Annotated in this window: 10 protein-coding genes and 1 pseudogene; 3 read left to right on the top strand and 8 right to left on the bottom strand. The window is 64.9% G+C overall.

All coding sequences use genetic code 11. The features are described from left to right. From EN780_RS41575 to ugpC, 3 genes and pseudogenes are all read left to right on the top strand, one after another. A pseudogene (locus tag EN780_RS41575) lies at window positions 1–123 on the top strand (carbohydrate ABC transporter permease); the annotation flags it as partial. Between the two features lie 15 nt (window positions 124–138). Further along, window positions 139–1,185 (top strand): NAD(P)-dependent alcohol dehydrogenase, encoded by a 1,047-nt coding sequence (locus EN780_RS17365; protein WP_128274815.1) that lies wholly within the window; start codon window positions 139–141, stop codon window positions 1,183–1,185. A 2-nt stretch (window positions 1,186–1,187) separates the two neighbouring features. Beyond that, window positions 1,188–2,300 (top strand): sn-glycerol-3-phosphate ABC transporter ATP-binding protein UgpC, encoded by a 1,113-nt coding sequence (gene ugpC, locus EN780_RS17360; protein WP_128274814.1) that lies wholly within the window; start codon window positions 1,188–1,190, stop codon window positions 2,298–2,300. Here ugpC and EN780_RS17355 read toward each other — a convergent pair. The 8 genes from EN780_RS17355 to EN780_RS17320 form a co-directional block, all read right to left on the bottom strand. Next, a complete protein-coding gene (locus EN780_RS17355; RefSeq protein ID WP_128274813.1) occupies window positions 2,293–3,879 on the bottom strand; it encodes an FGGY-family carbohydrate kinase in 1,587 nt (528 codons plus the stop codon). The two genes, ugpC and EN780_RS17355, sit on opposite strands and share 8 nt — an antisense overlap. Further along, window positions 3,876–4,559 carry an HAD family hydrolase gene (locus EN780_RS17350; protein ID WP_127392243.1) on the bottom strand — a complete coding sequence of 228 codons (684 nt, stop codon included), beginning with the start codon at window positions 4,557–4,559 and terminating at the stop codon, window positions 3,876–3,878. The genes EN780_RS17355 and EN780_RS17350 overlap by 4 nt, the downstream gene beginning before the upstream one ends. Before the next feature lie 20 nt (window positions 4,560–4,579). Continuing rightward, complete coding sequence (locus EN780_RS17345; protein ID WP_128274812.1) at window positions 4,580–6,058, bottom strand: mannitol dehydrogenase family protein; 1,479 nt, start codon at window positions 6,056–6,058, stop codon at window positions 4,580–4,582. 174 nt (window positions 6,059–6,232) lie between these two features. Next, entirely contained in the window at window positions 6,233–7,003 is a 771-nt protein-coding gene (locus EN780_RS17340) for an L-iditol 2-dehydrogenase (protein WP_128274811.1), read from the bottom strand. Next, window positions 7,000–8,004, bottom strand: coding sequence for an ABC transporter ATP-binding protein (locus tag EN780_RS17335; RefSeq protein ID WP_128274810.1), 1,005 nt, complete (start codon window positions 8,002–8,004; stop codon window positions 7,000–7,002). Before EN780_RS17335 ends, EN780_RS17340 begins: the two co-directional genes overlap by 4 nt. 52 nt (window positions 8,005–8,056) lie before the next feature. Then, window positions 8,057–8,881 (bottom strand): carbohydrate ABC transporter permease, encoded by an 825-nt coding sequence (locus EN780_RS17330; protein ID WP_126057038.1) that lies wholly within the window; start codon window positions 8,879–8,881, stop codon window positions 8,057–8,059. 11 nt (window positions 8,882–8,892) lie between these two features. After that, window positions 8,893–9,765 carry a sugar ABC transporter permease gene (locus tag EN780_RS17325; protein ID WP_126057039.1) on the bottom strand — a complete coding sequence of 291 codons (873 nt, stop codon included), beginning with the start codon at window positions 9,763–9,765 and terminating at the stop codon, window positions 8,893–8,895. Between the two features lie 134 nt (window positions 9,766–9,899). Beyond that, window positions 9,900–11,210: a sugar ABC transporter substrate-binding protein gene (locus tag EN780_RS17320; protein WP_127392239.1), complete on the bottom strand. Its 1,311-nt coding sequence runs from the start codon at window positions 11,208–11,210 to the stop codon at window positions 9,900–9,902. Between the last annotated feature and the right edge of the window lie 251 nt (window positions 11,211–11,461).

Genomic DNA, 11,461 nt, shown 5'->3' with positions numbered 1-11,461 from the left:
GGCATGAACGTGCCGTGGGGCATCCTCAATGCCTCGGTCGTGCTCCTGTCGCTGCCGCCGCTGCTGTTCCTCGGCGTGCTCAGCGGCTTCCTGAATTCCGTTTTCCGGCAAAAGAAGAGTTGATGCGAGGATTACCCGATGCAGGCACTGGTACTTGAGAAAAAGGGCGAGCTGTCGCTGCGCGAGATCGCGCTGCCGCTCGACGTCGGACCGGACGACGTCAGGATCGCCATCCACACCGTCGGCGTCTGCGGCAGCGACGTGCACTACTACACGCACGGCGCCATCGGCAGCTACATAGTGCGCCAGCCCATGGTGCTCGGCCATGAGGCGTCAGGCACGATCATCGAGGTCGGCGCCAACGTCGCGAGCCTGAAGGTCGGCGACCGCGTCTGCATGGAGCCCGGCGTGCCGAACCTGTCGTCGCGCGCGACCAAGCTCGGCATCTACAATGTCGATCCGGACGTCCGTTTCTGGGCGACGCCGCCGGTGCATGGCGTGCTTGCGCCTTTCGCGGTGCATCCGGCGGCCTTCACCTACAGGCTGCCGGACAATGTCTCCTTCGCCGAAGGCGCCATGGTCGAACCCTTCGCCATCGGCATGCAGGCAGCGGCGCGGGCGCGCATCGTGCCAGGCGATGTCGCCGTCGTCGTCGGCTGCGGCCCGATCGGCATCATGATCGCGCTGGCGGCGCTGGCCGGCGGCTGCTCGAAGGTGCTGATCTCCGATTTCTCGGCGCCCAAGCTGAAGATCGCCGCGCAGTATCAAGGCATCGTGCCGGTCAATATCGGCGAGCAGTCGCTGGTCGACGCCGTCGCGGCCGCGACCGACAGTTGGGGCGCCGACATCGTATTCGAAGCCAGCGGCAACCCGAAAGCCTTCGCCAATTTGTTCGACATCGTGCGGCCAGGCGGCGCGGTGGTGCTGGTCGGACTGCCGGTGGAGCCGGTCAGCCTCGACGTGCCGGCGGCGATCTCGAAGGAAGCGCGCATCGAGACGGTGTTCCGCTACGCCAACATCTTCGACCGCGCCCTGCAATTGATCGCCTCCGGCAAGGTCGACCTCAAGCCGCTAATCACCGGCACCTATGATTTCTCCGACAGTATCAAGGCCTTCGAGCGGGCGGCCGAGGGCAACCCGCAGGACGTCAAGCTGCAGATCCTGCTTACCGGCGAGAAGGGCTGACCATGTCCGCGATCGTTTGCTCCCATGTCGACAAGGCCTACGGCGCAACCGCCGTCATCCGAGATCTCAATCTCAGCATAGAAGAGCACGAATTCGTCGTGTTCCTCGGCCCGTCAGGCTGCGGCAAGTCCACGCTGCTCAGGATGCTCGCCGGGCTGGAGGACATCACTGGCGGCGAGGTCTCGATCGGCGGCAAGGTGGTCAACGACCTCGAGCCCGGCGACCGCGGCATCGCCATGGTGTTCCAGAACTACGCGCTCTATCCGCATATGACGATCTTCGACAACATCGCCTTCGGGCTGCGACGGCAGAAAGTGCCGGCGGCCGAGATCGTGAAACGGGTCGAGGCGGTTTCCCGGACGCTGGGGCTCGACCCCTATCTCGGCCGCAAGCCGACCGAGCTTTCCGGCGGCCAGCAGCAGCGCGTGGCGATCGCACGCGCCATGATCAAGACACCGAAGGTGTTCCTGTTCGACGAGCCGCTGTCCAATCTCGACGCCAAGCTGCGCAACCATATGCGCATCGAGATCGCAAGGCTGCACCAGTCGCTCAAGACGACGACCGTCTACGTCACCCACGACCAGCTCGAGGCGATGACACTGGCCGACCGCATCGTGCTGCTCAGGGATGGCGTCATCGAGCAGGTCGGCTCGCCGGCGGAGATCTATCGCCGGCCCGGCAACCTGTTCGTGGCCGGCTTCATCGGCACGCCGAACATGAATTTCGTCGAGGTGACGGTCGGCCGGGCCGGAGACTGCTGGTCGCTGACCGGCGCCGGAACGGTGCTTTCGCTGGACGGCTCGGCCTTCCATCTCCAGCATGGCGATCGCGCCGTGCTCGGGATCCGGCCTCCCGACCTGAAGACGGCAGGCGCCGATGCCGGGCGGAACCTGCTGCAGGGCACCGCGGACCTCATCGAATTCCACGGCAATGACGCGCTGGTGACGTTCGGCTCCGGCGGCAAGGAGATCAGCGCGTTGGTGCCGGCGCGCGAATGCCCGGCGTTGCGCGCGCCTGTCCGCTACACATTCGACGAGGAAAGCATCCATCTGTTCGACGCGACATCCGGCGCCTCGCTGCGCAAGCCGGAACGAAACGGCAGCCTGCTCAGCTGATTGCGTCGAGCGCCTGCCGCTGCCGGTGCATCTCCAGGAAGATGCGGTAGTCGCGGTCGAAGCGGGCGCCGGCCGCCGGATTGGCGGCGCGCTTCCTGCCGCCCTGCTGCATGGCGACGCAGGCGGCGTTCAGATCCGTATAGAGCCCGGCGGCGGTGGCCGCCACCATGCCGGTGCCGAGCAAGACCGCCTCGTCGGCCAGCGGCTCGATGACGGTGCAGCCGGTGGCGTCGGCGTAGAGTTCCATCAGCAGCGGGTTCTTGGTGTGGCCGCCGGTAACGTGCAGCGTGTCGATCAAATAGCCGTTCTCGTTCAGCGCTTCCAGCACGTGGCGCACACCGAGCGCGATGCCGACGGCGGTGCGCCAGTAGAGCTTGCACAGGCTGTCGAAGGAGGAGTCCAGCGTCAGGCCGCTGACGACGCCGACGGCGTGCGGGTCGGCCAGCGGCGAGCGGTTTCCGTGGAAATCCGGCAGCACGTGCAGCCTCGCCGCCAATGCCTCGCCCTCGGCGGCGCGCAGTTCGGCGACGCGGCTGGCGATCCTGGCATGCATCGCTGTATTCGGCTCGCCGCCGGCGCCATGCCAGCGGATGATGTGGTCGAGCAGCGCGCCGGTGGCCGACTGGCCGCCTTCCGAGAGCCAAAGCGTCGGCAGCGCCGCGCCATAATAGGGGCCCCAGACGCCGGCGAAGGGCTGCGGGTCGGGCGACATCGCCATGACGCAGGAGGAGGTGCCGGCGATCAGCGCCAGATGTCGGCTGATGTTCTTCTGGTCGCCGGCAAAGCCGCCGAGCACGCCGAGCGCGCCGGCATAGGCGTCGATGACGCCGGCGCCGACCCGGCATTTTTCGCTCAGGCCAAGCTCGGCCGCCGCTTGCGCCGTCAACGGGCCGATATCGGCGCCGACCGGGCTGGCCTTCTCCGGCAAATTGCCGTGCTCGAACAAATCGCCAAGGCCAACGGTCTCGAAGAAGTCGCGCCGCCAGCTTGTCTGCTCATGCGCCAGATAGGTCCATTTGGCGGTCAGCGTGCATTGCGAACGCGCCAGCGACCCGGTCGCCTTCCAGGTCAGGAAATCGGTGAGGTCGAACAGATAGCCGGCTTCGTTCCATGTCGCGGGCAGATGGCGCTTCAACCACATCAGCTTCGGCGTCGCCATTTCCGGCGACATGACGCCGCCGATATAGTCGAGCACGGCGTGGCCGCTCGCCGTGCACTCGTCGGCCTCGGCGATGGCGCGGTGGTCGAGCCAGACGATGGTGTCCCAGCGCTTTTCGCCGGTGACCGACACGCTGAGCTGTTCGCTATCCCTGCCTCGCACCACGAGCGAGCAGGTGGCGTCGAAGGAAATGCCGACGACGTCATCGGCCGCGATCCCCGCCTTGGCGACGGCGGCGCGCACGGCCTTGCAGACCGCCGACCAGATATCGCGCGAATCATGCTCGGCGTGATCGGCCTTGGGCTGATGCATGGCGATCGGATGATCGGCGCGCCCGAGCAAGGTGCCATTGACGTCGAGAATGCCCGCGCGGGCGCTCCCGGTGCCGACATCGACCGCGCAAACGAAACTGTTGGTCAAGATGCTTTTACTCTCGCTCCCAGGCCTGCAATCAGATCGGGCAATTGCAGCATGTCAGCGAATATAAAGTCCGGTTCGGTCGACGCAAGCCGCGCTTTCAAGGCGGGGTTGTCGGCATGCGAACCGCCGGTGAAGGCAAAGACACGCATGCCCGCCGCGCGGGCCGCGGCGACGCCGGCCGGGCTGTCCTCGATGACCAGGCATTTGCGCGGTTTTGCCCGCATGCAGGCAGCGGCATGAAGGAAAAGGTCCGGCGCCGGCTTGCCGCGCTTGACCATGGCGGCGCTGAACAGATGCGGTTCCAGAAGGCCGAGCAGTCCGGTGACGTCGAGCGCATAGCGGATGCGCTCCAGCGTGCCGGAAGAGGCGACGCAGAACGGCAGGCCAAGTCTCGGCAGCACCTCCCTGATGCCGGGGATCGGCTTCAACTCCTCACGAAATTTGCGCATCAGGTCGACGCGCATCGCGGTGAGGTGCTGGTCGCTGATCTCGAGCCCGAACTCGCTGCCGAGGATCTCGCGCACGCTCTTCATGCTCTTGCCGAGGAAATGCTCGTAGGCGGCATCCTCCGAGACCGTACCACCCGCGAGCGCGATCATGCCGAGCAGTGCCGAGACCGAAAGCGCCTCGCTGTCGACCAGCACGCCGTCGCAGTCGAAGATGACCAGTTCGGGCGTCATCCTGGCTGCTTCCGGTGGCTTCAGAGCTTGCCGGCGAGATAGCGCGTCAGCGTCTCGCGCGCGCCGTTTGCCCACAAGACGTTGAGCGCATGGGCAAAAGCCTCGGCGAAGGCGGCGGAGCGGCCGACATCGCCATAGATGTCCTCCATGGCCAGCCAGGCGCCGGGCGCATCGTTCGCCGCCCTGGCGGTCGCCTGCAGGCGATCCCAATTCGGATCGTTGGGCTCGATGACGACGCCACTGTCGGTGGTGCCGAAGCAGTAGCGGCACCACAGCGCCGATTCCAACGCGAGGCCGGCGACGCCCTTGCCCGCCTTCAGCCGGTCGGCGATGGTCGGGATGATGAATTTCGGCTGCCGGTTGGAGCCGTCGAGGCAGAGCCGGCGGATGGTGTCGCCGATCTTGGGGTTGGAGAAGCGGCGCTCGATGAGCTGGTAATAGTCCTCCAGCACCGTGTCCGGCACCGGCGGCACGGTCGGGATGATCTCGTCGCGTTCCAGCTTGGCGAGGAAGCCGCGCACCAGCGGCTCCTGCATCGCCTCGTGGACGAAGTGTATGTCCATCAGTCCGGCCGGATAGGCGATCGTGGCATGACCGCCATTGAGGATGCGGATCTTCATCAACTCGTAGGGCGCGACATCGCCGACGAACTGCACGCCGACCTTTTCCAGCGCCGGCCGGCCGGCGGTGAAATGATCCTCCAGCACCCATTGGCGGAACGGCTCGCAGAACACCGGCCAGTTGTCCTCCAGTCCGAAATCGCTGGCCAGGATGCCGCGCTCGCGGTCTGTTGTGGCCGGCGTGATGCGGTCGACCATGCCGTTCGGAAAGGCGACGTTGTCCCGTACCCAGTTGGCCAGATCCTCGTCGATCAGCCGCGCCAGGCCGATGACGCCGTCGGAGGTGACGTGGCCGTTATGGGGGATGTTGTCGCAGGACATGACGGTGAACGGCACAATGCCGTCGGCGCGGCGGCGCACCAGCCCTGCAAGGATGAGGCCGAATACGGTCTTCGGCTCCGCACCCGGCTGAGCATCGGCGACGATGTCGGGATGGGTCGGGTTGAAGACACCGGAAGCCGGATCGATGAAATAGCCGCCTTCGGTAATGGTCAGCGAGACGATCCGGATCGCCGGGTCGGCAAGCTGCTCGATGATCGCGGCCGCTTCGCCCGGCATCAGGAAATCGATCATGGCGCCGGTGACGCGGGCGCTCATATGGCCTTGGTCCTGCTCGACCACCGTGGTCAGCCAGTCCTGTTCCTCGAGCTTGCCGCGGCCGATCTTCTCGCCGGCGAAGACGCCGGCGCCGATCAGTGCCCAGTCGTGGCCGAGGCCCGCGTTGAACAGGTCGTCGAGATAGACGGCCTGGTGCGAGCGATGAAAATTGCCGACGCCGAAATGCACGATCCCGGCCTTGAGCCTGGCGCGGTCATAGTTCGGACCGGAGACCTTCGGGGGGAGCTTGGCGAGGTTCGAGGAAGAGAGTTTCACGGTCATCTGCTTTTACCCTTTGGCCGATACATGGCCTGACAATTCTCCCAACCCTCGGGAGAAGGAGCGGCAGCGAGGGGCGGCATCTGCCTGCCAGCATTCATGCCGCCCCCGCATGCCCCGGCGGCAGCCTCTCCCCGGAGGAAGGGAGAGGCGCCTTTCCCCCTCAACTCATCCCCGTCAACTCATCCATTGGCCGCCGTCGACATTGTAGGTCTGGGCGACGATGTATTCGGCCTCGTCGCTGGCCAGGAACACGGCCATGCCGGCGAGGTCCTCCGGCTTGCCCATGCGCCCGTAGGGCACGCCCTCGCCGACCAGCCGCTTCTTCTCGCCCTTCGGCCGGTTCTCGTATCTGGCGAACAGCGCATCGACGTGATCCCACATGTCGCTATCGACGACGCCGGGCGCGATGCCGTTGACGTTGATGCGGTGCTTGATCAGATCGAGCCCAGCCGACTGGGTGAGGGAGATAACGGCGGCCTTGGTGGCGCAGTAGACGGCCACCAGCGGCTCGCCGCGACGGCCGGCCTGGCTTGCCATGTTGATGATCCGGCCGCCCTTGCCCCTGGCGATCATCGAACGGGCGGCCGCCTGCAGCATGAACAGCGTGCCGGCGACGTTGACCGAAAACAGCTTGTCGTAGCTCGCCCTGGTGATCTCGACGATCGGCGCGAGGTCGAAGATGGCGGCGTTGTTGATCAATATGTCGAGGCCGCCGGTCCTGGTCTCCACCGCTTTCACCGCCGCCTCGATGGAGGCCTGATCGGTGACGTCCAGCCTGACGGCGTAGGCCTTGTCGCCGATAGCGGTCGCCGTCTTTTCGGCCGCCGCCAGATCGATGTCGGCAACCGCCACTGTCGCACCCTCGCGCGCGTAGGCTTCGGCGAACGCCCTGCCGATGCCGCGCGCCGACCCGGTGATCAGCGCCGATTTGCCTTTGAGCCTCACCGGGCCATCGCCTTTCCGTCCGGGCCGAAGCGATGCAGCTTGGCCTGGTCGGGCGTCAGATAGATGGTGTCGCCATGATGGACCGCGAGCTCGCCGTCGGCGCGCACCGTCAAGGTGCCGACGCCGTCGGCATGGACATGCAGGAAAGTATCGGAACCGAGATGCTCGGCGACGCCGACGGAGGCCTTCCAGTCGCCGGCCGTGGTCGAGATGTTCATGTGCTCGGGGCGGATGCCGATGGTCTTGGCGCTGTATTTCGCCGCCGGCGCGCCTTCGATCAGGTTCATCTTCGGCGAACCGATGAAGCCGGCGACGAACAGGTTCTTCGGCGTCTTGTAGAGCTCCATCGGCGAGCCGACCTGCTCGACATGGCCGGCGTTGAGCACGACGATCTTGTCGGCCATGGTCATGGCCTCGACCTGGTCGTGGGTGACGTAGATCATCGTCGTCTTGAGCTGGTGGTGCAGTTCGCTGATCTCGAGGCGCATGGTGCCGCGAAGTGCGGCGTCGAGGTTGGAGAGCGGCTCGTCGAACAGGAAGGCGGAAGGCTGGCGCACGATGGCGCGGCCGATGGCGACGCGCTGGCGCTGGCCGCCGGAGAGCTGGCCCGGACGACGCTCGAGGTAGTTGGTGAGGTTGAGCACCCGCGCGGCGTCCTTGACCTTCTTGTCGATGGTCGCCTGGTCCTCGCCCGCCATCTTCAGCGGGAAGGCGATGTTCTTGGCGACCGTCATGTGCGGATAGAGCGCATAGGACTGGAACACCATGGCCAGCTTGCGCTTGGCCGGCGCCTCGCCGGTGACGTCGCGGCCGTCGATATTGATGGTGCCGCCGCTGGTGTCCTCCAGCCCGGCGATCAGCCTGAGCAGAGTGGACTTACCGCAGCCCGACGGACCGACGAACACGACGAACTCGCCATCCTCGATGACCAGGTCGATGTTCGGAATGATCGTCGTCGACCCAAAGGATTTGGAGACGTTCTTTAGCGTGATGTTTCCCATGGTTTCCTCCCCGAGGGATTATTGTCCGTCGTCCGCCGCTTGCGGCGCCCTACTACTTCACCGCGCCGAACGTCAGGCCGCGCACCAGCTGCTTCTGGCTGAACCAGCCCATGATCAGGATCGGCGCGATGGCCAGCGTCGAGGCCGCCGACAGTTTGGCCCAGAACAGGCCTTGCGGGCTGGAGAAGGAGCTGATGAAGGCGGTCAGCGGCGCGGCCTCGGTGGTGGTCAACCGGATCGTCCAGAAGGCTTCGTTCCAGGCCAGGATGATGTTCAAGAGCATGGTGGAGGCAATGCCCGGCACCGCCATCGGGGTGAGCACATAGACGATCTCGTTCCACAGCGAGGCGCCGTCCATGCGCGCCGCCTCCAGGATCTCGCCCGGGATCTCGCGGAAATAGGTGTAGAGCATCCACACCACGATCGGCAGGTTGATCAGCATCAGCATGACCATCAGACCGACGCGGCTGTCGAGCAAGCCGGTGTCGCGGAAGATCAGGTAGATCGGGAACAGCACCGCGACCGCCGGCATCATCTTGGTGGACAGCATCCACATCAGGATGTCCTTGGTGCGCTTGGTCGGCGAGAAGGCCATCGACCAGGCCGCCGGGATGGCGATGATGAGCGCCAGGATGGTCGAGCCAACCGACAGGATCACCGAATTCAGGAAGAACTTGAAATAGCCGCTCTGCGCCTGGACCTCGGAATAGCTCTCGAACGTCCCCGAAGGGATGAGGGCGAAGCCCTGGATCGCCTCCTGCTCCGATTTGAACGAAGTGATGATCGTGTAAAGGATCGGGAAGAAGATCAGCAGGGCGACGATCCAGGCCGCCACCGTGGCGATCGTCTTGTGCTGGGTGGTGACTGCGCGTGCCATCTTATCCTCCCTTACTTATCGAGGTTCTTGCCGACTGCGCGCATGGCGAAGAAGGCGACGATGTTGGCGAGAATGACGGCGATCACGCCACCGGCGGACGCCTGGCCGATTTTGAATTCGAGCAGCGCCTTCTGATAGACGAGGAAGGGCAGGTTGGTGGAGGCGTAGCCGGGGCCGCCATTGGTGGTGACCAGGATCTCGGCGTAGACCGAGAGCAGGAAGATCGTCTGGATCAGGATGACGACGGTGATGGCGCGCGACATGTGCGGCAGCGTCAGATAGATGAAGCGGCTGAGGAAGCCGGCGCCGTCCATCTCGGCCGCCTCCTTCTGCTCGCCGTCGAGCGACTGCAGCGAGGTCAACAGGATCAGCGTGGCGAAGGGCAGCCACTGCCAGGCGACGATGATGATGACGGCGGTCAGCGGATGCTGGCCGAACCAGTCGATCGGCTGGCCGCCGAAGAAGCGCGCAATATCGGCGAAGACGCCGTATTGCGGGTGCATGATCATGTTCTTCCAGACCAGCGCCGCTACCGGCGGCATGACGAAGAACGGCGAGATGACGAGGATGCGGACGATGCCTTGTCCCCACATCGGCTGGTCGATGAGCATCGCCAGGAGGATGCCGCCGACCACCGTGATCACCAGCACGCTGACGACGATGGTCAGCGTGTTGAGAATGGCCGCAAAGAATGCCGGGTTGGAGTAGAACAGCTTGTAGTTGGAGAACCAGACAAAACCGTCGCGGATCGGGTTCAGCGGATTGTATTGCAGGAACGAGAACCAGAGCGTGAAGGCCAGCGGCACGATCATCCAGACGAACAGTAGGATCACCGATGGCGCCATCATGAAGCGGGCAAGCGAACGGGTCTGCTGAGTAGCCATGACGGTCACCCTCCAAATGTCAGCCGGATTTTAGAGTCACAATTTCCGAGATTGTGAAGGTGGCCGCCCGACTGGGATTCGGGCGGCCAATGCCGGTCATGATGCGCTACCGGCTTTCGGCACCGGGAGGAGCCTTACTTGATGTAGCCGCCTTCGGTCATCGCCGCGGTGGCTGCGTCCTGGGCCTGCTTCAGCGCGTCGTCGACGCTCGACTGGCCGGCGAGTGCCGCCGAGAACAGCTGGCCGACAGTGGTGCCGAGACCCTGGAACTCAGGAATGGCGACGAACTGCACGCCGACATAGGGCACCGGCTTGACCGTCGGATGCGTCGGGTCGGCCGCATTGATGGAGTCCAGCGTCATCTTGGCGAAGGGCGCCGCCTTCTGGTACTCGGCGTTGTTGTAGAGCGAGGTGCGCGTTCCCGGCGGAACGTTGGCCCAGCCTTCCTTCGCCGCGACCAGATCGAGATAGCCCTTCGAGGTTGCCCAGGAGACGAACTTCTCTGCCGCTTCCGCCTTCTGCGTGCCGGCGGGAATTGCCAGCGACCATGCCCACAGCCAGTTGCCGCGCTTGCCCAGGCCATTGTCGGGCGCCAGCGCATAGCCGACCTTGTCGGCGACGGTGGAGTTCTTCGGGTCTGAGACGAAGGAGGCGGCGACGGTGGCGTCGATCCACATGCCGCACTTGCCCTGCTGGAACAGCGCCAGGTTCTCGTTGAAGCCGTTGGACGAGGCGCCCTCGGGACCGTCGGCCTTCATCAGGTCGACATAGAACTGCAGCGTGTTCTTCCATTCGGGCTGGTCGAACTGCGGCTTCCAGTTCTCGTCGAACCAGCGGGCGCCGAAGGAGTTCGACATGGCGGTCAGGAAGGCCATGTTCTCGCCCCAGCCGGCTTTGCCGCGCAGACAGACGCCGTTCACGCCGTTGGCGCGGTCGGTCATCTTGTCGGCGGCCTGCTTGATGAAGTCCCAGGTCGGCGCATCGGGCATGGTCAGCCCGGCCTTCTCCATCAGGTCCTTGCGGTACATGACGAAGGAGCTCTCGCCGTAGAAGGGCGCGGCATAGAGCTTGCCGTCGACCGACAGGCCGCCGGCGATGGCCGGAATGATGTCCTTGGTGTCGTAGTCGTCGCCGAGCTTGTCGAGCGGCAGCAGCCAGCTCTGCTTGGCCCAGATCGGAACCTCGTAGGTGCCGATGGTCATGACGTCGTACTGGCCGCCCTTGGTGGCGATGTCGGTGGTGACGCGCTCGCGCAGCACGTTTTCCTCGAGCGTGACCCAGTTCAGCTGGATGTCGGGGTTCTTCTTGGTGAAGTCGTCGGTCAGCTTCTGCATGCGGACCATATCGCCATTGTTGACGGTGGCGATGGTGATGGATTCGGCGTGCGCGGCGAACGCAAGAGCGCTGGCCGACAACAGGCCCAGGGTGAGCGTGCGAAGTTTCATCAAATTCCTCCCATAAACCAAGTGAGCATTTGCCTTGGCTGTGAGCAATTACTCATCCGCCGTGAATTATGTCAAGCCGGATTCGATGCTGCAGCGCAGCACAAGTGACCCGTGCGACGACGCGCAAAAGCGCACGGTCGGATGCGTGAAGAGGCGCCGGTGGGGTTGGCCAGCGACGGGTTTTAGCGATCAGCCTATTGGCAGGCGATCTCGGCCAGGATCCAGTCGCGAAAGGCGCGGATCTTCGGCAC

The organism is Mesorhizobium sp. M4B.F.Ca.ET.089.01.1.1 (assembly GCF_004022605.1).
GTDB lineage: Bacteria > Pseudomonadota > Alphaproteobacteria > Rhizobiales > Rhizobiaceae > Mesorhizobium > Mesorhizobium abyssinicae.
Note: the sequence above shows the minus strand (reverse complement) of the source record. Positions and strands in the feature narration are given on the sequence as shown.

Excerpts from the sequence above, each read along its gene's own strand:
- EN780_RS17330 (WP_126057038.1), bottom strand. The coding sequence starts at position 8,881 with ATGGCACGCGCAGTCACCACCCAGCACAAGACGATCGCCACGGTGGCG.
- EN780_RS17350 (WP_127392243.1), bottom strand. The coding sequence starts at position 4,559 with ATGACGCCCGAACTGGTCATCTTCGACTGCGACGGCGTGCTGGTCGAC.
- EN780_RS17345 (WP_128274812.1), bottom strand. The coding sequence starts at position 6,058 with ATGACCGTGAAACTCTCTTCCTCGAACCTCGCCAAGCTCCCCCCGAAG.
- EN780_RS17335 (WP_128274810.1), bottom strand. The coding sequence starts at position 8,004 with ATGGGAAACATCACGCTAAAGAACGTCTCCAAATCCTTTGGGTCGACG.
- EN780_RS17320 (WP_127392239.1), bottom strand. The coding sequence starts at position 11,210 with ATGAAACTTCGCACGCTCACCCTGGGCCTGTTGTCGGCCAGCGCTCTT.
- EN780_RS17325 (WP_126057039.1), bottom strand. The coding sequence starts at position 9,765 with ATGGCTACTCAGCAGACCCGTTCGCTTGCCCGCTTCATGATGGCGCCA.
- EN780_RS17365 (WP_128274815.1), top strand. The coding sequence starts at position 139 with ATGCAGGCACTGGTACTTGAGAAAAAGGGCGAGCTGTCGCTGCGCGAG.
- ugpC (WP_128274814.1), top strand. The coding sequence starts at position 1,188 with ATGTCCGCGATCGTTTGCTCCCATGTCGACAAGGCCTACGGCGCAACC.